Annotated in this window: 19 protein-coding genes; 3 read left to right on the top strand and 16 right to left on the bottom strand. The window is 65.9% G+C overall.

Annotated features, from left to right (window positions below):
• Positions 1-891, top strand: coding sequence for an SDR family oxidoreductase (locus tag PFY01_RS04340; RefSeq protein WP_271042556.1), 891 nt, complete (start codon positions 1-3; stop codon positions 889-891).
• A gap of 52 nt (positions 892-943) precedes the next feature.
• Here the strand turns inward: PFY01_RS04340 and PFY01_RS04335 are convergent, their stop codons facing one another.
• The 7 genes from PFY01_RS04335 to PFY01_RS04305 form a co-directional block, all read right to left on the bottom strand.
• Positions 944-1,555 (bottom strand): DUF1134 domain-containing protein, encoded by a 612-nt coding sequence (locus tag PFY01_RS04335; protein WP_017506335.1) that lies wholly within the window; start codon positions 1,553-1,555, stop codon positions 944-946.
• A 124-nt stretch (positions 1,556-1,679) separates the two neighbouring features.
• Positions 1,680-3,020, bottom strand: coding sequence for an APC family permease (locus tag PFY01_RS04330; RefSeq protein ID WP_271042555.1), 1,341 nt, complete (start codon positions 3,018-3,020; stop codon positions 1,680-1,682).
• Positions 3,021-3,064: 44 nt separating this feature from the next.
• A complete protein-coding gene (gene pheT, locus PFY01_RS04325; RefSeq protein ID WP_271042554.1) occupies positions 3,065-5,488 on the bottom strand; it encodes a phenylalanine--tRNA ligase subunit beta in 2,424 nt (807 codons plus the stop codon).
• Positions 5,485-5,880: a hypothetical protein gene (locus PFY01_RS04320; protein ID WP_052689542.1), complete on the bottom strand. Its 396-nt coding sequence runs from the start codon at positions 5,878-5,880 to the stop codon at positions 5,485-5,487. Before PFY01_RS04320 ends, pheT begins: the two co-directional genes overlap by 4 nt.
• Positions 5,877-6,290: a hypothetical protein gene (locus PFY01_RS04315; RefSeq protein ID WP_066552620.1), complete on the bottom strand. Its 414-nt coding sequence runs from the start codon at positions 6,288-6,290 to the stop codon at positions 5,877-5,879. The genes PFY01_RS04320 and PFY01_RS04315 overlap by 4 nt, the downstream gene beginning before the upstream one ends.
• A gap of 12 nt (positions 6,291-6,302) precedes the next feature.
• On the bottom strand, positions 6,303-7,379 hold the full coding sequence (pheS, locus tag PFY01_RS04310) for a phenylalanine--tRNA ligase subunit alpha (RefSeq protein WP_271042553.1): 1,077 nt from the start codon (positions 7,377-7,379) through the stop codon (positions 6,303-6,305).
• 41 nt (positions 7,380-7,420) lie between these two features.
• Positions 7,421-8,395 carry a polysaccharide deacetylase family protein gene (locus PFY01_RS04305; RefSeq protein ID WP_271042552.1) on the bottom strand — a complete coding sequence of 325 codons (975 nt, stop codon included), beginning with the start codon at positions 8,393-8,395 and terminating at the stop codon, positions 7,421-7,423.
• A 168-nt stretch (positions 8,396-8,563) separates the two neighbouring features.
• On the opposite strand from PFY01_RS04305, the gene PFY01_RS04300 reads away from it, so the two are divergent.
• Positions 8,564-10,159, top strand: coding sequence for an ATP-binding protein (locus PFY01_RS04300; RefSeq protein WP_271042551.1), 1,596 nt, complete (start codon positions 8,564-8,566; stop codon positions 10,157-10,159).
• 91 nt (positions 10,160-10,250) lie between these two features.
• On the opposite strand, the gene rplT is transcribed toward PFY01_RS04300, so the two are convergent.
• From rplT to PFY01_RS04275, 5 genes are all read right to left on the bottom strand, one after another.
• Positions 10,251-10,604 carry a 50S ribosomal protein L20 gene (gene rplT / locus PFY01_RS04295; protein ID WP_017506327.1) on the bottom strand — a complete coding sequence of 118 codons (354 nt, stop codon included), beginning with the start codon at positions 10,602-10,604 and terminating at the stop codon, positions 10,251-10,253.
• 55 nt (positions 10,605-10,659) lie between these two features.
• Positions 10,660-10,857 carry a 50S ribosomal protein L35 gene (rpmI, locus tag PFY01_RS04290; RefSeq protein WP_003166435.1) on the bottom strand — a complete coding sequence of 66 codons (198 nt, stop codon included), beginning with the start codon at positions 10,855-10,857 and terminating at the stop codon, positions 10,660-10,662.
• Positions 10,858-11,019: 162 nt separating this feature from the next.
• Entirely contained in the window at positions 11,020-12,324 is a 1,305-nt protein-coding gene (locus tag PFY01_RS04285; protein WP_271042550.1) for an MFS transporter, read from the bottom strand.
• Between the two features lie 84 nt (positions 12,325-12,408).
• Positions 12,409-12,930 (bottom strand): translation initiation factor IF-3, encoded by a 522-nt coding sequence (gene infC, locus PFY01_RS04280; RefSeq protein WP_055752751.1) that lies wholly within the window; start codon positions 12,928-12,930, stop codon positions 12,409-12,411.
• A 125-nt stretch (positions 12,931-13,055) separates the two neighbouring features.
• Positions 13,056-14,018, bottom strand: coding sequence for a glycosyltransferase family 9 protein (locus PFY01_RS04275; RefSeq protein WP_271042549.1), 963 nt, complete (start codon positions 14,016-14,018; stop codon positions 13,056-13,058).
• Positions 14,019-14,089: 71 nt separating this feature from the next.
• Here PFY01_RS04275 and PFY01_RS04270 point away from each other — a divergent pair, with 71 nt between their 5' ends.
• Complete coding sequence (locus PFY01_RS04270; RefSeq protein ID WP_271042548.1) at positions 14,090-14,830, top strand: alpha/beta fold hydrolase; 741 nt, start codon at positions 14,090-14,092, stop codon at positions 14,828-14,830.
• A gap of 1 nt (position 14,831) precedes the next feature.
• Here the strand turns inward: PFY01_RS04270 and aguB are convergent, their stop codons facing one another.
• The 4 genes from aguB to PFY01_RS04250 all read right to left on the bottom strand — a co-directional run bounded on the left by aguB (position 14,832) and on the right by PFY01_RS04250 (position 20,741).
• Positions 14,832-15,695, bottom strand: coding sequence for an N-carbamoylputrescine amidase (gene aguB, locus PFY01_RS04265; RefSeq protein WP_271042547.1), 864 nt, complete (start codon positions 15,693-15,695; stop codon positions 14,832-14,834).
• Positions 15,692-16,711 carry an agmatine deiminase family protein gene (locus PFY01_RS04260; RefSeq protein ID WP_271042546.1) on the bottom strand — a complete coding sequence of 340 codons (1,020 nt, stop codon included), beginning with the start codon at positions 16,709-16,711 and terminating at the stop codon, positions 15,692-15,694. Before PFY01_RS04260 ends, aguB begins: the two co-directional genes overlap by 4 nt.
• A gap of 132 nt (positions 16,712-16,843) precedes the next feature.
• On the bottom strand, positions 16,844-19,444 hold the full coding sequence (locus PFY01_RS04255) for a TonB-dependent receptor (RefSeq protein ID WP_271042545.1): 2,601 nt from the start codon (positions 19,442-19,444) through the stop codon (positions 16,844-16,846).
• Positions 19,377-20,741, bottom strand: coding sequence for a capsular biosynthesis protein (locus tag PFY01_RS04250; RefSeq protein ID WP_271042544.1), 1,365 nt, complete (start codon positions 20,739-20,741; stop codon positions 19,377-19,379). Before PFY01_RS04250 ends, PFY01_RS04255 begins: the two co-directional genes overlap by 68 nt.
• Between the last annotated feature and the right edge of the window lie 207 nt (positions 20,742-20,948).

Here is a 20,948-nt window from a genome sequence, read left to right as displayed (position 1 = left end):
ATGCCTATCGCCTCCCCTCCCCTCGATCTGCTGGTCTTCGGCGGCGGCTATCTGGGGCGGGCGGCGGCGCTGGAGGCCATACGCCGCGGCGGACGGGCGACCGCCACATCGCGCGATCCCGAGCGGCGCCGCGCCCTGGCGGCCGACGGGATCATGGCCATCGACCCCAGCGATGCGGCTGCCTTGAAGACGTCGCTGGAGGCGGCGACGGCCGTGCTGATCACCGCCGCGCCGGACGCCCAAGGCTGTCCCGGTCTGCGGGCCCTGGGGCCCCTTGCGGGCGACGCCTGGCCCGACTGGATCGGTTATGTCTCGTCCACCTCCGTCTATGGCGACCGGGCCGGCGGATGGGTGTTCGAGGACGGGCCGCTGAACGCCGCCAATCTGGAGGGCGCACGCCGCGTCCGGGCCGAACGCGATTGGCTGGACGGGGCGCAGGGGATGGGGCTGACGGTCCAGATCTTCCGTCTGCCCGGTTTCTACGGACCGGGGCGCAGCGTGGTCGAGCGGCTGAAGGAAGGCACGGCGAAGCTGGTCAGAAAGCCCGGCCAGGTCTTCAACCGCATCCATGTGGATGACATCGTCTCGGGCCTGTTCGCTTCGATGGCGCAGCCGCGACCGGGCGCCGCCTACAATCTGACCGACGACGAACCGTCGCCCGCCGATGTGGTGATGGAATGGGCGGCGGATCGGATGGGCCTGCCCCGCCCGCCAGAGGTGGACTGGACCGACGACAGCGTCAGCGAGGCGATGCGTCGCTTCTATCTGGATTCCAAGCGCGTCTCGAACGCCCTGGCCAAGGCCGAGCTCGGCTGGCGGCCCGCCTATCCCAGCTGGCGCGAGGGGCTGGCGACGCTGATGGACGCGCCGCCGCTGCGATTGGTGAGCTAGGGCGCAGTCCCGCGCCCTAGCCGCGAGCGACCGCGTCGCGAGCCTAGCGCGCTTAGAAGGGCAGCAGATTGCGCTGGCGGCTATAGCTCATGGTGCCGACGTTGGCGCCCAGGCGCAGGCCGACGCCGGTGCGGATGGGAGCCAGGACGATGCCGTCGGCGCGCTGATAGTTCACGCCCAGGCCTGCGACCAGATAGGCCGAGCCCTCGATGCCGGGATAGCGGCGATAGATCATGTCGGGGTGGTACAGGCCATAGACCAGGGTGAAGACGCGGCTGGCGTTGCCGCCCCAGTCCCAACCCACCGACGCGCCCTGCCAGAACACTTCCTGAGAGGCCGACAAGTCCTTCATGTGCAGGGCGCCGCGGCCGTAGCGGGCGCCGACAACGACGGCGCCGGAGCCTTCCTCGCCCGCGATATAGGCGGTCGGGCGGTCGCCCTGGTCGGCGAAGACGCGCTCGATCGCGCCGCCCACGACCTCAGCCGCGATGCCCAGCTCGCGCGAGCCGGCCGAAACCAGTTCATCGAAGCTGTAGGCCTGGGCCGTTTGGTCCGAGCGGATCGGATAGTTGGGATCGCGCGGCGGCGCCGAGGCGCAGGCGCCCAGCGACGAGGCGCCGGCGGCGGTGGCGAGGCCCGAAAGGATCAGTTGGCGGCGATGCATGGAGGGCGCTCCGAAAGGCGACGAGAGGACGGCCGGCTGGCGCGCCGGTCTTGGCCTCACCGTCCCCGACCTTTGCGGCAGCCTTGCGGCTTCAAGGTTAACGGGGTCTTACCGGGCGCGCCGATCAGGCCGCAGCGCGCTTTCGCCGGACCAGCAGCCAGGCAAGGCCGATCAGGACCGCCAGCATTCCGAAGGCCTTTCCAGCCGTTAAAGGATCCTCGACCACGAAGATCACGAACAGGGTCGTATTGATCGTCAGGGCGATGATCGCCGGCAGGGGATAGAGCGGCATTTTCCAAGGACGTTCCAGATTTGGCTCGCGCACCCTCAGGACGATGACGGCCGCATTCACCAGAACGCTCATCAGCGCCAGCAGCGACGTCGAGAAGGTCAGCAAAGTCTCATAGACCCCGATGGTGGCCAGCAGCCCGCCGGCCAGCACGGTCGCGATCAGGGCCAGACGCGGAGTGCCGTTGGCGGCGACACGGGTCAGGGCCGAGATCTGATACTCGCGCGCCATGGCGAACAGGACGCGCGGGAACACCATGACCATCGCATTGATGATCGTCACCAGCGACACCAGCGAAATGGCCGTGACGATGGGGCCCGCGACATCGCCGAACACCCGACCGGCCGCATCCGCCGCGACGAGGTTCGACCCGGCCATCTCGGCCGGCGTCAGGACGTTCAGATAGGCCAGGTTGGCCAGCACATAGATCACCGTGACCACGGCGATGCCCGAGAAGGTCGCCCGCGCGATGGTCCGGCCCGGATCGAAGACCTCTTCGCAGAAATAGGAGGCGCTGTTCCAGCCGTAGTAGGTGCCGGAAATAGCCCTCAAGGCCATGACGATGCCGCCGAAGGTCAGGGCCGCCGCCGTCGCCGGCGCGATCTCGGTCGCGACGGGCGCGCCACGCGGCGCCAGGAACAGGCCGATGATCAGCACGGTGAACAGGGCCGCCTTGACCGCGCTGCCGATCTCCTGCGACCGACCGCCGACCTTGGTCCCCAGCCATTGCACGCTGCCCACCACGACCACGATCAACAGGGCGAGGACGCCGATGGGCACGCTGGTCGCGACACCCAACCGATGCAGATATTCGCCGAAGACCACGGCGATGAAGGCGATGCCGCCCATATTGCCCAGCCAGTCGCAGACGCCGACGGCGAGGCCGGTCAAAGACCCGAAGGCGCGACGGGCGAAGATATAGGGGCCGCCCGTCTTGCGGATCGAGGCGGCTAGCTCAACCGTCGACATGGCGTCGATCCAGGCGACCAGACCGGCCACGCACCACAGGGCGATGATGATCGTGGGGTTCTGAACCCCCTCGGCGACCACGCCCGGCGTGCGCAATATGCCCTGACCGATGACGCCGCCGACCACGACGGCGACGCCGAACGTCACGCCCAGGACTCGCAGCAGATGGCCGCGATCCGGTTGGGCCGCCTGAGGTTCCCTCGTCATCGCCTATGTCCCCCGCGCCGCCCGAAAGACGGCGCTGCGCCCCCTCAAGCCCGCAGCCTGCCGCCCTGCTTTTCGACCGCTCCGACGACCTTGGCGGTCAGGGCCTCGATGTCGGCTTCGGTCAGAGTGGCCTCGCGCGGCTGGATCACGACCTCCAGGGCCACGGACTTGAAGCCCTCGTCCACGCCCTTGCCGCGATAGACGTCGAAGACGCGCACGTCGGCGATCAGGGCCTTGTCGGCGCCCGTCGCGGCCCGGACCAGATCGCCCACCGGCTTCGCGTCTTCGACCACGAAGGCGAAGTCGCGCGTCAGGGGCATGAGGGCCGACAGGTCCGCCGACCCGCGCGCCTTGCCGCTTTTGCCGCGTGGCTCCGGCACATTGTCCAGCACGATTTCGAAGGCCAAGATCGGACCGTCAGCGTCCAGCGCCTTCAACACGCGCGGATGCAGTTCGCCGAACTCGACCATCACATTCTTGGGGCCGAGTTGCAGCCGGGCCGAACGGCCGGGGTGCCACCAGTCGCGGTTCTGGCCCTGGGCCAAATGCATCGAGGCGACCGGGGCGCCGATCTCTTCCAGCAAAGTGGTCAGGTCGCCCTTGAGCGCGAACAGACCGTCCTCACCGGCGCCGGCCCAGTGACGGGCGGCGTGCGGGGCGACCAGGGCGGCGATGACCGTGCGCTGATCGGCCGGACCGTCGCCCAGATAGATGGGGCCGATCTCGAACAGGGCGGCGTCTGCGAAACCGCGCGCGGCGTTGCGCGCCGCCGCCTGGACCAGGTTCGGCAGGGCCGAGGGCCGCATGCAGTCCAGATCGGCCGCGATGGGATTCTCCAGCACCAGCCGATCATCCCCGCCACCGAACAGGGCTGCGGTCGATTGTTTGGTGAAGGACCAGGTGACGGCCTCGGCGTAACCGAGGGCCGCCAGGGCGCGACGCGCGGTTCGGACGCGGGCCTGGCGCGGGCTCAGCACGCCGCCGGCGGGGCGGGCGACCTCGGGCAGAGGCGTATCGGGCAGGCTGTCGAAGCCCTCGATCCGCGCCACCTCTTCCACCAGATCGGCCGGGCCTTCGACGTCGCGCCGCCACGAGGGCGGGGTGACGAGCCAGGCCTCGGCCTGACCGGCGGGCGCGGCCTGAACCAGGAAACCGAGCTGGCCCAGGATGGTCCCGATCCGGTCGTCGGCCAGGTCCATGCCGCTGAGGCGCTTCACATAGGCGGGGTCGAAGGCGAAGGGCGCGGGGCTGGCCGGAGGCTCGCCGACGAAGACGATTTCCGACGGCTCGCCGCCGCACAGGTCCAGGATCAGGCGCGTCGCCAGTTCCAGACCCGGCGTGACCGAGACCGGATCGACGCCGCGCGCGAACCGGTACTGGGCGTCGGAATGGATGCCCAGCGCACGGCCGGTCTGGGCGATGACCAGCGGGTCGAACCAGGCGCTTTCCAGGAAGACGTCCGTAGTGGTCTCGTCGCAGCCGGTCGATTCCCCGCCCATGACGCCGCCCATGCCGATGGGGCGCTCGCCCCCGGCGTCGGCGATGACGCAGTCGGCTGCGGATGCGGCGTAGGTCTTGCCGTCCAGGGCGATCAGATGTTCGTGCTCGCCGGTCGCGGCCGAAACCTGCCCCGCCCGCACCACGATCTCGGTCCCCGACAGCTTGGCGACGTCATAGACGTGCAGCGGCCGGGCGCGGTCATAGGCGATCAGGTTGGTTACATCGACCAGACGGTTGATCGAGCGCAGGCCGATGGCCGTCAGACGCTTCTGCAGCCAGGCCGGCGACGGACCGTTTTTGACGCCGCGAATGACGCGACCGGCAAAGACCGGGCACATCTCGGGAGCCTCCAGCCGCACGCTGATCGGCGACGGGAAGGCCCCGCGCACCACGGCGATGTCGAAATGCTTCAGCTTGCCGACGCTGGCGGCGGCCAGATCGCGGGCGATGCCGGCGACGCCCAGCCAGTCGGGCCGGTTCGGCGTGACCTCGAAATCGATGACGGGCTCAGCGCCGAACAGACCGGCGACCGGCGTACCGACGGGGATTTCCGGCGGTAGCTCCTGAATGCCATCGCTCTCGTCCGACAGCTCAAGCTCGGAGGCCGAGCACAGCATGCCGTTCGACACCACGCCGCGCACCGGCTTCTCGACCAGGGTCACGCCCAGGCCCGGCACATAGGCGCCGATGGGCGCGTAGATGGTGGTCAGGCCCGCCCGCGCGTTCGGTGCGCCGCAGACGATCTCTTTCAGTCCATCGACCGTCTCGACCTGGCAGACCTGCAACCGGTCGGCGTTGGGATGCCGCTCGGCCGAGACGATCTTGGCCACGGTGAACGGCGCCAGTTTGGCGGCGGGGTCGAGCACCTCCTCGACCTCCAGCCCGGCCATGGTCATGGCCTCGGCGATCTGATGAACATCCGCCTCGGTTTCGAGGTGGTCCTTCAGCCAGGACAGGGTGAACTTCATGCCGTCGGCCCCGCCACCGTCGGAACGGCCGCCAGTTGCTCTAGAATCTCGGCAGCTCCGGTGAAGCCGACATTGTAGAACTCGCAGCCCACGAAGGTGCAGTCATGCATCGGGATGGTGCCCAGCGCCTTGTCCCCCATCGGCTGAAGCAGAAGGTTCTTCATGCCCCCGCGCGAGTCGCCGAAGTTCGTCTCATCGAACGTCGTGCCGGGTCCGACCAGAACGATCGCCGGGCCATCCAGCCGGCAACCGGTGAAGGTGCGCCCCACGACCGCACCCTTGTCACGGCAGTGCTGATAAAGATCGTGCAGGTTCAGATCGACGTTCTCGAACGTGGTCTGGGTCAGGTCGCGCGCAAGATTGACGGGACGGTTGATCGGAAGCCGGCTCATGCTTGGTTCTCCCGTGCGCTGAGGAGGTCGGCCTCGATCTGCTCAAGCAGATCCGGGGCGCCGGTGAAGCCCACCTGAACGAAGCGGCAGCGGACAAAGCGGCAGTTGGACATGCCCACGACGCCCGCGATCATATCGCCCATCGGCTGAAGCAGCAGCGTGCGCGGATTGGACGCCACGCCCATGTTGCAGCTGTCGAACGTCGTGCCGTTCATGACCGCCATGACGGCTGGCCCCTCGATCAGACAGTTCGTGAAGGTCTTGTCCTCGATGAACGTCTTGCCGGCGTTCATGTGATGAACGGCCAACGACGGCAGCCAAACGGCTTCCTTTTCGAAGGTTGTGCGGGCCACCAGTTCGCGGCCGAATTTTTCTTCGGCCGACATCGGCGTTTCAGTTTGATCGGTCATCTTGAAACTCGTTCAGCTCAGGCCCGAGGCCGGGTTGGGGGCGGCGAAGGCCGAGAAGCCGTAGTGGGACAGCCAGCGGGTGTCGGCGTCGAACATGGGGCGCAGGTCGGGCACGCCGTATTTCAGCATGGCCAGCCGATCCACGCCCATGCCGAAGGCGAAGCCCTGATATTCGTCCGGGTCGATGCCGCAGTTCCTGAGCACATTGGGATGCACCATCCCGCAGCCCAGGATTTCCAGCCAGTCGTCGCCGGTGTTGAACACCAGTTTCCCGCCCGACCGGTCGCAGCGGATGTCCATTTCGGCCGAGGGCTCGGTGAAGGGGAAGTGGTGCGGACGGAAGCGCGCCTGGACCGCGTCCAGTTCGAAGAAACGGGCGATGAAGGTCTGAAGCGTGGTCTTCAGGTGGCCCATGTGAATGTCACGGTCGATCACCAGACCCTCGATCTGGTGGAACATCGGCGTGTGGGTGGCGTCGGAATCCTTGCGGAAGGTGCGGCCCGGCGCGACGATGCGGATCGGCGGCTTCTGGCTCATCATGGTGCGGACCTGCACCGGGCTGGTGTGGGTGCGCAGCACCTTGCGCTCGCCCGTCTCGGGGTCCGGCTTCAGGAAGAAGGTGTCGTGCATTTCCCGCGCCGGGTGTTTGGGCGGGAAGTTCAGGGCGGTGAAGTTGTGGAAGTCGTCCTCGATGTCGGGACCTTCGGCCACGGCGAAGCCCATCTCGGCGAACAGGGCGATCATCTCGTCCATCACCTGCATGGTCGGATGGACCCCGCCCTTCCTGCGCGGACGCGCCGGCAGGGTCAGGTCGATGCGTTCCGACAGCAGACGCGCGTCCAGTTCGGCGGCTTCCAGCGCGATCTTCTTCGCGGCGATGGCGGCGGCGACGCGGTCGCGCAGGCCGTTGATCATCGGCCCCTGCTCGCGGCGTTCGTCGGGGCTCATGGCGCCCATGCCCTTCAGCAGGCCGGAGACGGAGCCGGACTTGCCCAGGGCGGCGACGCGCACCTCTTCCAGGGCGGCGACGGTTTCCGCGCCGCCGATGGCGTTGATCAGGTCGAGTTCAAGTGTGGCGAGATCGGTCATTTGCGCTGTGCCTTAGCGTTCTCGCGCGCGTTCGTCACCCTTCAAGGGGCCGATGCGATGGCCTGAAGTTCCGACGCCGGCGCCTTGTTGGCCGCAACGATCCAGGCGGGCGGTTCCGGCTCCCAGCGGATGGGCCGGCCGTCGGTCTGCATCCAACGGTGCAGCCACGAGATTCCGTTGGCGCGGACATAGGTGTCAGGGTGCTGGTAGATCGGATCGGCCAGCGCCTCTTCCAGCGGCACGAAACGATAACCGCGCGCCAGATACAGGGCGTGGATCTGCGGATACCAGGCCTGGTTCAGGCTGTTGGCATGCAGCAGCAGCACCTGCGCCGGTTCACGCCCGCCCGCCACCTCGGCGCTGTAGGGTTCGAAGAAATCCAGCACAGTCGCCATATGCGCCACATAGGCCTGACCGATGCGCTGCATCAGCGCCTGATCGCCGATCTGCTCGGCCTTGCGATAGACGTCGGCGAACATCCAGTCGTTGTTGTCGAGGGTCACTGGCGCGATCGTATAGCCGCGCTGGGCCAGGCCGGCGGCGATGGCGTCATGCTTATCCTGCGTCTCGCCGGTGAACAGATAGGGGTGGCGGAACCAGCGCAAGGACTGGCCTCGCGCCGCCAGCACGTCGCGCAAGATCGGCGCCCCGGCGTCCACGTCGGCCAGGTAGGCCTCAACCGTCGTCGTGTGGATGTTCAGATGGGTGTTGGTGTGGTTGCCCAGGTCCAGACCGGCGTCCAGCCAGACATTCAGCACGCGCGGCAGGAGCCTGGCGCGCTGGGCCTCGCACACCTTGCCCGCATTGACAAAGGCGACGCCATGCGTGTCCAGCGGCTTCAGCATGGCGACGAAGTCCTGGGTGATCGTCATCAGGCGCGCCGGATCGCACAGGGTCGTCGCATCCGTCTGGAACGGCAGATCGTCGAAGGTCACGGCGACGCGTCGATCCTGCGCGGCGGCGGGAGTGATCAGGGCGAGGGCGGCGACCAGGCTGCAGATCAGGGTGCGCATCATGCGGCAAGGCTATCGAAGCCGCGGCCGCGAGGGAATATGTCGCGCGACAGCGACTTTCCATCCGCCCACGGATCGACTGTCGAAAACCCGCCGCGAAAGGTTCATGAACGGCAAAGCTGGCGTTAAATATCACCGTCTAATCAGGCCTCCGGACTTGCGAGGACCTTGATGCCGCTGATCGGTGATTTCGTCGACTTGATCGCACCCGTGGCCCCGTCCACGCCGGGCGCGGATGTGTTCGAACGGTTCCAGACCGAGCCGAACACCCTGGCCCTGGCTGTCGTCGATGACGATGGCCGCCCCCTAGGCATCATCGAACGCAACGCCTTCACCCTGAGGATGGCGGCCGAGTTCGGACGCGCCCTGTATGCCCGAAGGCCCGCCGAAAGCCTGATGGACCGCAATGCGCCGGTGGCGGAGGCGGCGACCAGCGCCGAGGCCTTCTTCCAGGCTTATGGTGCGGCTGAGCTGGGCGCCTTGCTGACCGGCTTCATCGTGGTGGCAGGCGGCCGCTATGTCGGCGTCGGCACGGCGCTGCAGGTGGTTCAGGCGGGCGCGGCCCTGCACCGCCAGCGGGCCGAGGAGATGAGCGCCCTGGCCCGCGACCTGGCCCTGGCCGAGGCCGAGGCCGTCGCCTCCAGCCGGGCCAAGTCCGAGTTTCTGGCGGTGATGAGCCATGAGATCCGCACGCCCCTGAACGGGGTGCTGGGCGTCGCAGCCCTGATGGACAAGAAGCTGGAGCAGGAAGAGCTGCGCCCCTACGTCCGCACCGTGATCGATTCGGGCCAGAGCCTGCTGCGGCTGCTGACCGACGCGCTGGACATGTCACGCGCCTCGGCCGGCATGCTGACGCTGGAGGAGGAGCCGCTGGACCTGGCGGCGGTCGCCTTCGACATCGACGCCCTGTGGCGCGCGCGGGCCGAGGAAAAGGCCCTGGCCCTGACCATCCGCACCGACCTGGCCGTTCCTTGCGTTCAGGCCGACGGGATGCGGCTGAAGCAACTGTTGAACAACCTGATCGGCAATGCGCTGAAGTTCACCCGGACGGGCGAGGTCGTCGCCCTGATCGAAAGCCACGCCGACGGCGAGGTGATCTTCACCGTGGACGACAGCGGCCCCGGCGTGCCCGAGGCGGCGGCCGCGACCATCTTTGATCCCTTCAACACCGGAAAGGCCGGGCGCGAGGGGGCGGGCGCGGGCCTGGGCCTGGCCATCTGTCGACAGATCGCCGAACGGATGGGCGGCGCGATCTCGCTGGGCGCCTCGCCCCAAGGCGGCGCGCGGTTCCAGGTGCGCCTGCCGCTGCGCGTCGCAACCGAGAGCGCGGCGCCCGCCCCCGCCATGGCCGAGCCGACGCCGCACGACACCCTGCATGTGCTGGTGGTGGACGACAACGCCACCAACCGCTTCGTCGCCGGCAAGCTGCTGGAGATGTTCGGCTGCACCTGCGAGATGGCCGAGAACGGGCGCGAGGCGGTGGACGCCGTAATGACCCGTCCGTTCGACCTGGCCCTGATGGACATCAAGATGCCGGTGATGGATGGGGTCGCCGCGACGCGGGCTATCCGCGCCCTGCCCGGTCCGGCCGGCGCCCTGCCGATCCTGGCCCTGACGGCGAACGCCGACGAGCGCGACGAGCTGGACTATATCGCCGCCGGCATGAACGGCGTGGCGCAAAAGCCGATCCAGCCCGACGCCCTTCTGAACGCCATCCGCATGGTGCTGGCGCAGAGCCAGGCATCGCACGTCCCCAAGGCGGCCTGAAACGAAGAACGCCCGCCCCGGAAACCGGAGCGGGCGTCATTCTTCTTGCGCTACGCTCGCGACGCGATCGCTCGCGGCTTGAGCGCGGCCCTTAAGCCAGGGCGGCGCGGACCTTATCGGCGACGGCCTTGAAGCCGGTCGCGTCAGCGGCGATCGCGGCCAGAACCTTGCGGTCCAGTTCGATGCCGGCCTTGTTCAGGCCGTTGATGAACTGGCTGTAGGTGAAGCCTTCCAGACGGGCGGCGGCGTTGATGCGCTGGATCCACAGGGCGCGGAAGTTGCGCTTCTTGGCGCGACGGTCGCGATAGGCGTATTGCCCGGCGCGGTCGACGGCGGCCTTGGCCGTACGGATGGTATTCTTGCGGCGGCCGGAGAAGCCCTTGGCCTGCTCCAGAACCTTCTTGTGCTTGGCGTGCGAGGTTACGCCACGTTTAACGCGAGCCATGTCGCTATTCCTTCAAATTCTTTGGGATGGAGATCAGTCGTACAGCGCGCGCCGATCAGGCGTACGGCATGTAGGATTTGATCTTCTTGGCGTCGGCGTCGGCCATGACCGAGGTGCCGCGGTTCTGGCGGATGTATTTCGAGTTGTGGCTGATCAAGCGGTGACGCTTGCCCGCAACGCCGGCCTTAACCTTGCCAGTGGCCGTGAATTTGAAGCGCTTCTTGGCGCCCGACTTCGTCTTCAGTTTCGGCATTTCAGTCTCCTTTTTGAGGGGCTACCGCCCTTCGAGCTACTTGAGCCCGTCTTGCGGTGTTTCCTCAGAGTTTAAGAACCGCCCAGGCATGCCTGTTCGCCTGGCGGTTCGGTACGCGAAGGCGCGGCTTCTACGTGAAGAGCGCCGCCATTGCAAGACGAGTCAGGCCGGGGCTTTGACGCCGCCCTCGCTGCTGCGAATGACGCGCCCGGCGTTGATCGCCATCAGGGCCGCCGGTAGGGTCAGCAACGCCCCGATCACGAAGGGCCAGTCATGCCCCAACCCCGAGAACAGCGCGCCTGCGATCATCGGCCCGAAAATGCGCGCCACCGAGCTGGAGGCCATGTTCAGACCCAGCATGGCCCCCTGCCGATCCGGCGGCGAGGCGCGGCTGATCATGGCCGAGATGTTGGGCATGGCCAGCGACATGCCGCACGCGCCGATCGCCATCACGATCGGGATGATCCAGCCCTGGACGACCGGGATCGTCAGGGCGCCCAGCTCAAGCCGCGTCGCGGGAAACCACGCGACCGACGCCAGCACCTGCAACACCAGCGATGCGCCAAACAGCAGCATGCCGGTGGCCAGCACGCGCGATTCGCCGAAACGCCGCGCCAGCCGCCCGGCGAAGAACCCCTGGTTCAGCGTCGAGACGATGCCCACGATCATGAAGCTGAGCCCCACCTCGCGCGCGCCCCATTGATAGCGGCTCTCGGACCACAGGCCGAACACGCTCTCCATCGCCGAAAACCCGGCCATATAGATCAGGGTCACGACCAGCACGCGCGACACCACCGCGTTGTCGCGCGCAGCCTTCAGGCCCGCCAGGAAGGCCGGACGCGGCGCGGCGGGATCGGCCTTGGCCCGGCTCTCGCGCAGGAAGACGACGACGCCGACCGCCGCGACCGCCGCTAACGCCGCCGCCAGGAAGATCGGCAGCTGATAGCCCAGCCGTCCCAGCTGCGGCTGCGTCAGCAATCCGCCCAGCCCCGGCCCGACGATGAAGCCGAGGCCGAACGCCGCCCCGATCAGACCCATCCGCCCGGCCCTCTGCTCGGGCGGGGTCACATCGGCCACATACCCCTGAACCGTCGAGATGTTGCCGGCCCCCAGGCCGGTGAACAGCCTGACCGCGATCGCCAGCCAGATGTTGGGCACGAAGGCCAGCATCAGATAGCCCAGCGCATTGGCGATCAGGGTCATCAACAGCACGGGCTTTCGTCCGATCCGGTCCGACAACCGCCCCCAGAACGGCTCGGCGAAGAACTGACCCAGCGAATAGGCCGAGAACATCAGCGTGATTTGCCACGCCTCGGCCTTCAGGCTCTGGGCGAAGAACGGCAGCAACGGCACCACCAGCCCGAACCCGACCAGATTGATGAACACCGTCGCGAACAACACGGCCAACGCCGGTGTCTTGAGCTTGGGCGGCGGGGTGCGCGCAGCGACCGTATCGGCGTTCGTCATTTCCCACGCTTAGCCGTTTCTCCAGCAAAGAAAAACGCCCCGGTCGTGGGACCGGGGCGTTTCGTATTCAGCGATGGATCGCGATCAGCGCGGGGCCAGGATCATGATCATCTGGCGGCCTTCCATCTTGGGCGAGAACTCGACCTTGGCGACTTCGTCGAAGTCGGCCTGAACCTTGTTCAGCAGCTTCATGCCCAGTTCGGGGTGGGCCATTTCGCGACCGCGGAAGCGCAGGGTGACCTTGACCTTGTCGCCTTCCTCAAAGAAGCGGTGCATGGCCTTGGCCTTCACCTCATAGTCGTGGGTGTCGATGTTGGGACGGAGCTTGATCTCCTTCAGCTCGACGACCTTCTGGCGCTTGCGCTGCTCGGCCTTCTTCTTTTGTTCCTGGAAACGGTGCTTGCCGTAATCGAGGATCTTGGCCACCGGCGGCTCTGAGGTGGAGACGATCTCGACCAGGTCCATCCCGGCTTCCTCGGCGGCTTCCAGAGCAGCGGAGGTGGGCATGACGCCCTGTTTTTCGCCGTTCTGGTCGATGAGCAGAACGCGAGGGGCGCGGATATCCTGGTTCATACGCGGCCCGTCTTTCACGGGTGGCGCTTGCATGGGACGGCGAATGGGCGTCGTTTCCTTATGTGGTCAGAGAAGGCGTATGTCGTGATGAGCGAATGCACGCGGCGATCGCCACGTTCCCCTCAAGGCCGGCAATATGCGCCGCGAGCCCCGATTTTTCAAGGGTTCGCAGGCGTTTCGACGATGTAGGCGTCATGCAGCGCCAGCACCGCGTCGAAGACGTGATCCACCGTCAGGTCCTCGATCGGCGCGAACTGGCCGCGCGTCTCGTTGGACGCCGCCGTGCGCGTCTTGGGTCCCCACGGTCCATACAGCCACCACTCGGTCGGACCGAACAGACCCAGGGTCGGCCGGCCCAGCGCCGCCGACACGTGCATCAGACCCGAATCGTTGCCGACGAACAGATCGGCCCGATCGATGGCGGCGGCCGAGGCCAGGATGTCGCCCTTGCCGACGAAATCGATGCCGCGCGGCCCCGCCGCCTCCAAAGCCGGGGTCGCCGGGGGCCGGTCACCCGGCCCGCCCACCGGCATGAAGCGCCAGCCGTTGAAGCGCGGCTCGGCTTTCAGCTTCTCGACCAGCGCGCCCCAGCGATCGGCGGGCCAGCTCTTGCCCGGCTGATGCGCGATGGGGGCCAGGGCGATTATCGGGCCGGGACCCGCGCCGCCCGCCAGCTGCGGATCGATCACGGCGGCGGCCTTGGCCCGCGCCTGATCGTCCAGGAAGATTTCGGGATCCAGCGGCGTCGGCGAACCCATCAGCCGCGACACCATCTCGACCTTGCGCAGGCCCGTCTCCCACGAGCGGTTATAGACGATGCGCCGCTTCGCCGGGATCAGATAGCTGAGCGCCGAACCCCGGATGTCGATCACCAGATTCCAGCGCGTGCCGACGACCTGTTTCCACAGATCGAGCCAGTGGCCGGACAGCTTCTTCTTGTCCAGCACGATGGTGCGCACCACGCCGGGCGCATTGCGGAAGAAGGGCGCGGGCGGCCGACCGCACGCGACGGTGATCTCGGCCCCCGGGACCTGACGCGCGATCTCGCGGATCACGCCGGACGAGATGACGCAGTCGCCGATGCGGTTGGAGGTGACGAACAGGACCTGGGGTGCGGACATGGGTCTGTGTTCCGCCATCGCGCGTCGCGGTCAAGGGTGACGACGGCGGAAAGTCCGGGCAGAACGGCGCCATGACCGACATCCAGCACCTGTCCCGCCCCGATGGCGAAACCCTGGCCTTCAAACGCGTCGAAGGCGGCGGCCCGACCGTGATCTGGGTGGGCGGCTTTCGTTCGGACATGGAGGGGACCAAGGCCCTGGCCCTGGACGTCGCCGCACGCGAACGCGGCTGGAACTTCGTCCGCTACGACCATTTCGCCCATGGCCAGTCCACCGGCGACTGGAGACAGGCTACCATCGGCCGCTGGCGCGAGGACGCCATCGCCCTGATCGATAGCCTGTCCGGCCCGGTCATTCCGGTCGGCTCCTCGATGGGCGGCTGGGTCTCGCTGCTGGCGACCCTCGCGCGGCCGGACCGGATCAAGGGCATGGTCCTGGTCAATCCGGCCCAGGACTTCACCGAGCGGCTGATGTGGCCCGGCCTGGCGGACCACGAGCGTCAGGCCATCCTGCGCGAGGGCGAGACCCTGATCGTCGAGGAAGGGCTGGGCGAATACGTCCTGACGCGGCACATGTTCGAGGAGGCGCGCGACTGGCTGCTGCTGGACGGCGTGATCGACGTCGCCGCGCCGGTTCACATCCTGCAAGGCCGCGCCGACGACGTCGTGCCCTGGCGACATCAGGTCGAGCTGGTCGAACGGTTGACCGGCGGCGACGTGCGCCTGGACCTGATCGAGGGCGGCGATCACCGGCTTTCGTCGCCGGCGGACCTCGACCGACTGGTCGCAGCGGTCGAGGCGATGCGGGGCTAAATCAGCCCTTGCCCGTCAGCGCTCCGTACAGGTCCGTCCGGCGATCGCGGAAGAAGCCCCAGGCCGCGCGGTATTTGTCCAGCTCGTCCAGATCGAAGCGGTGCACCAGCACCCCATCCTCCTCAGCGCCCAGTTGCTCGACCAGTTCGCCCTGCTGATCGGCGATAAAGGAATGGCCGTAGAAGGTCTGGCCGACCTCGGTCACGCGCTCATGACCGATCCGGTTGGCGCCGACGACCGGCACGGCGTTGGACACCGCGTGGCCCTGCATGGCCCGCCGCCACGGCTCGGCCGTGTGCAGGGTCGCATCATGCGGCTCGGTGCCGATGGCGGTCGGATACATCAGCACATCGGCGCCCATCAGCATCATCGCCCGCGCCGCTTCCGGGAACCACTGGTCCCAGCAGATGCCGACCCCGACCTTGCCGAAGCGCGTCTTCCAGACCTTGAAGCCCGTGTCGCCCGGCCGGAAATAGTATTTCTCCTGATAGCCGGGGCCGTCGGGGATATGGCTCTTGCGATAGACGCCCAGCGCCTCGCCGTCGGCGTCCAGCATGACCAGCGAGTTGTAATACTGCGGCCCGTCCTTCTCGAAGATCGAAACCGGAATGGCCACGCCCAGTTCCTTGGCGACCGGCGCCATGGCTACAACACACGGATGCTCGCGCCACTCATAGGCCTGGGCGAACCAGTGCTCTTCCTGCGACACGCAGAAATACGGCCCCTGGAACAGCTCCGACGGCAGGATCACCTGCGCGCCCTGCCCCGCCGCGTCGCGCACCAAGGCGATGGTCTTGTTGATGTTCGCCTGCATGTCCTCGCCATACGAGGTCTGGATGCCGGCGACGGTGATGTTGCGGGTCATGCGGGCTCCTGCTGGGAGATGCAGTGGAACGAGCCGCCGCCCGTCAGAATGGCGTTGGACGGCAGCGGAATGATCTCACGATCGGGGAAGGCGTCCTTCAACGCCTGACAGGCCATGTCGGCGGCGCGCGCATCGCCATAGGTCGGAACGATCACGGCGCCGTTGGCGATCAGGAAGTTCATGTGGCTGGCCGGGATCGGGCGTTCGTCCTCGTCCAGCACCAGGCCCGGCGACGGGATGCGCACGACCTTCAGCCGACGGCCCGCCGCATCCGTTACTGCCGCCAGATCGCGCGCCGTCGCGTCGTAGACGTTGGCGTTGACGTCGTTCGTCCCCCAGGCGACCGGGCAGGCCACCATGCCCGGCGCGACGAACCGCGCCAGGTTATCGACGTGCCCGTCGGTGTGATCGTTGAGCAGACCGTCGCCCAACCACACCACGACCTTGGCGCCGACCGCCTTCTCCAGCGCCGCCGCCGCGACGGCCTCATCCTGGTTCCAGGCCGGATTGCGGTTCGGGTTCAGCAGGCATTGACGCGTGGTCAGGACGGTCCCCTCCCCGTCATGATCCAGCGACCCGCCCTCCATGACAAAGTCGTTCCAGGTCAGGTCCACGCCCGCATGTCGGCCGATCTGGCCGGCGACCAGGTCGTCGCCCGGCATGTCGTACTTCCCGCCCCAGCCGTTGAACTTGAAGGCGGCGGCCGTCCTGGATCCCGCGCCAAAGATCGGCCCGGTATCGCGCAGCCAGACGTCGCCGAACTCGCCGGGCACAACCTCGACATTCGCCACGCCCGCAAAGCGCGCCTGGGCGTCGGCCAGAGCCTCGGCCTTGCCGACCATCAGCCTGACCTGCTCGCGGCCCGGTCCGGCCAGAGCCCTCACCAGCCCTTCGACCTCGTCCTGCGCCTGCTCCAGCGCCTCGAACCAATATTCCGCATGGCTGGGCCAACCCACCCACATGGCGCGGTGCGGCGCCCATTCGGCGGGGATGGCGGCAGCAGTCGGATCGGTCATGCGGGCGTCCTCAAGAAGGGCCGAACTGGGAGCCGCGCCATATGGCCCCAAGCGCCCCCGACTTCAACGTCAGCCACGAAAAAGGGCGGCCCGCGAACGGGCCGCCCTTCGTCGTTTGAGTCGAACGTACGCTTAGAAGGAAGCGCGCAGGGTGACCATCGCCGTGCGGGGGGCGCCCAGCTGATAGCTGGCCGAACCGGTGGTCGAGGTCGAGATATCCGCGAGGTATTCTTCGTCGAACAGATTGATGACGTTGAACTGGATGTAAGAACCGCCATTGCCGAGGCTGGCCAGGTTGTAACGAACGTCGAGATCAAACGTCGTGTAGTCGGGCGCCACTTCGGTGTTGATGTCGTTGGAGAACCGCTCACCAACGTATTTGCCTTGCAGGCCCAGGTCGAACGGACCGACCGAGTAGGCGACCCGCATGCCGTATTGCCACTCCGGCGTTTCCACCAGACGGTTGCCAGCGGTCTGGATGAAGACGGGAACGCCGTTCACCACGCCGTTAGGCAGGTCGTTCTTCACTTCGCTGTCCGTATAGGTCACGGAGCCGGTGATGTTGAACTTGTCGAACGGCGACCAGCCCAGTTGGCCATCGAAGCCTTGAAGCGTCACGTCACCCACGTTGCGGGTCAGAAACAGGCCGGCGGCTTCGTCGAAGGTGCGGACGATGCGGTTGGAGTAATCCGTCTTCCAAGCAGCGATCGAGCCGATCAAGCCGGCGGCTTGATACCGATAACCGAGGTCGTAGGACTTGGTGCGTTCCGGTTCCGGGTTCACATCGACCACGTCATAGAGGTCGTCGGTGCGCGGCGCGGAGAAACCTTCGGCGTAGCTGGCATAGACCGAGTTGTGGTCGGCGAAGCGCCAAGTCACGCCACCGTTCGGCAGAACCGCGTCATACTTCTTCTCGAACGAACGCGGCTTGCCGTAGCGGTTCGCTGCGCTGCTGTTCATCGAGGAGGCCGGGAACGTGACGAGGTCCGTACCGGCGACCGGCGTGCCCGCCTCGGTGGTGCAGTAGGCGTTAAAAGTGTCGCGCTGATAGCAGTAGTTGTTCAGCTCGCGATCGAAGTACGGCGCACGAACGCCGAGGTCTAGGCTGATCGCGTCGTTGAAGAAGTTGCCGCGGTATTCAGCAGCGATCTGATTCAGCTTGGCGTAGGACAGGCGGTCGCGGCGGCGCAAAATAGTGCCGTCCGGCAGATTGACCGGCGTGCCGTTACGGCCGGCGAAGGGATCTTCCGGCTTGCCGTTGGCGTCGATGTAGCCGAACTGGCCCGTCTGACGGTGACGACCATTGTCGTAGGTGTAGGCGAGGCGCAGACGGTTGTCATCGTTAATGTCCCAGATCAGCGAGCTGGTTAGAGCGTAACGGTGCGTGTTGGTGATGTTGGGGCGGAACAGGGTGACCCGCGTGGCGCCATTGATAACGCCGTCGCGATTCAGATCGACGCCGGCTGCCGTGGAGTTGCCGATCAGCTGCGGGTCGGTTTCGCTCATGGTTTGAGTGCCGCCGCCGTGCGCCAGCACGTACTGGAAGGACGGGTCGATGGTCAGAACCAGATTGTCGCGCAGAGTAAAGCGCGAAGCCCCGCGGATGTTGCCCGTGTTCGAGGGGTTGATGTTCGTCAGAGCAGACGGAAGCGTATTGCCCGACTCATAGGCCGTCCCGGCGTTGAACTGAGCCAGCGTTTTGCGGGCGATGAAGCTGTTGCGGTTTTCGTTGTAGTTGGCGGTCAGCGAGAGGAAGTCGCCGTTGTCGCCGAGCGGCTGATAGATACGCGCGTTGTATTGGGTCTTGTCGACACCGCCGGCACCAATGAAGTGGTCATACGCGGTCTTCGAAGCCGAGAACCAGGCAGTCGTGCCCCAAGGGCCGAATGCGCCCGTGTCGACCAAGCCGAAAAAGCGGCGGTAGCCGGTTTCGCCAATCGACGGCTGCAGAATGACGCCGAACTCCTGCTCGGGACGACGCGTGGAATAGTTGACCGTGCCGCCTGTGGCAGAAGCCGTCGGGCTATCGACATCGGTGGTACCGAGGTTGACAGTCGCCCGGCTGATCAGTTCCGGATCCAGCTGCTGGTTGGAATAGATGGCGTAGTTGCCGGTGTCGTTTAGCGGAACGCCGTCTTGAGTCAGCGAGATACGCGCCGAGTCGAAGCCGCGGATCGTGAGATCGCCGCCCGAAGAGCCGAAGGCGTCATTGTTGGTGAAGTTCACGCCCGGCAACAGATTGATCGAGTTGAGAATCGTCTGTCCCGGCGCCTGGGTCGAGATGTACTCTTCGGTGATCGATGCCCGCGACTTCGCGACCGTCTCGGCGACGATCGCGCCGTCGATCGAGCGCGGTCCACGCTGGCCGGTGACAACGACCTGGTCCAGTTCGGTCGCTTCCGTACCGGTCGACTGAGCGGAGGCGGCGCCGGCGAAGGCCAGCGAGCCGGCAAGGGCGGTGGTCGCCCAGATAAGGCTTTTACGAGTAATCATTACATCTATCCCCAGATGGACGGCGCCGACGGCCTTTTTGGCGGCAGACGTCCATCGCCTGTCGCAATCCAGCCCCCCTCTAGGGCCGATGTTGAAATCTTGGGCGACAGTTATGTAACAACAATATGACAGAGACAGAGGGTGGTCTGGGCGCCACACCTTGGGGGCTGGGCTAGGCTGACGCCCGCTCAAAAATGTCCGCGATGCCATTCGCCGTTGGCACGATGGCGTGCGGCTCATGATAATTGCCGTTCACTTGGCTCTGGGCGATCACATGCGCGCGGAAACGTATGAACAGGTCGCTGTCCGGCGCATCGGGTGCGCACCAGAAAGCATCCAGCGGTTTCTGGTCAGTCAGCCCCTCGAAGTCAAAGAAGGCGTTGCCCAGAACCTTGACCGGCGTGTGGAAGCCCAGCGCCGACAACGCGGCGCTGGAGTTGTTGACGACCATGCCCATCGATGCGCGGCAAAGCGAGGCTAGATTGCCGCCGTCGATGAAATCCACACGACCCTCTAGGCCATATTCTCGGGCAAGCCGCATTGTGACTGCGCGCAGATTGACCAAACCGGGGTCTAGGGGATGGTTCTTGACCGCCAACCGCGTCTTCGGCGATGCATTCGCAGCAAAGCTGGCGATGATGGCGGTCAGGAAAGCGCGATTGTCGGTATATCGAGAATAACGCAGCAGTTGCGCATCGCCCTCCCGTTGCAGGCAGGCGATGAAAAACTTGCCCTTGGCCCTGATGATGTCGGCATCGCAGTTCTCAGGCCGGCGGAACGCAAGACTGACGTAGCGTCGGATATGGCCCAGGCACTGTTTGAGCGGTGAAAAGACATACGGCGCTGTATAGTTGGGAAAGAACATTTTCCCAGCGACCTGCACCGTATGATAGGCGCTGATGTTGGCGACGTGATAAGGTAGTATTTTCCCGACCGCGACTGGCTGAGGCAGCTTCGGCGCCGGTTCAGGATAGCCGTCGCGGAATCTTGGCAGCGCACTAGAACCGTTTACGCCGTCGCGCTCAACTGTCACCCAATCAGGACGAAAATAACCGTTTTCCAAGACCCAAATACGCGCGCTCAAGCTTTCAGCTGCGTCAAGTACCGCACGGTTGTAGGCTCCGACCTCGCCAAAGACGATAACGTCGCTGAAATTGTCGGCAATACGTGCTAGGCGATCGGTCCAGGATTTCGCCGTCCCCTTGAACACCAGTCCACCTGGTCTTCGCCAGTTCATCGCATCGCCGGCGTTAAAGATCATGCGATTGACGAGCGCGCCGCGCGCCTCGAGCACCGAGGCTAATGCGACTCCGAACGATCCGAAGGGGGCCGAAACGATCAGGAACCTGCGGCCGGATAGGCGGTATTGACCGCCTTGCCATTTTGCGGGGAAGGCAGCAATGACCGCTGGGTCGGAAAGCACCGCTGAACGCAGTCGCAGAGATACGCTCGGCCGAAAGTAATCTGCCCTTAATCGATAGCGCCAACGCCGTCGCGCTGACAGAACTCTAGAAGACGAACGCACGTCCGCCATCATGCCCACTCATACAATGGTGGACTAGAAAGCGGTTTGGCGCGGCCGTTGCAACCGAAGAGTTTGTCCAAAAAAAGCATGTTGCCCTTTTGTCGTGACCAACTTTTACGATCAATGAAAAATACCCCAAGTTCAAAGATTCTGAAACGTGGCGATTTAAACGTTGCTTTTACCAGCGAAGCCGCCGCCACCTTGACGGCGACGACGGCT

It is taken from the genome of Brevundimonas vesicularis, assembly GCF_027886425.1.
Classification (GTDB): Bacteria; Pseudomonadota; Alphaproteobacteria; order Caulobacterales; family Caulobacteraceae; genus Brevundimonas; species Brevundimonas vesicularis_C.
The sequence above is the reverse complement of the archived record's forward strand: the minus strand, read 5'-3'. Positions and strand labels throughout refer to the sequence as shown.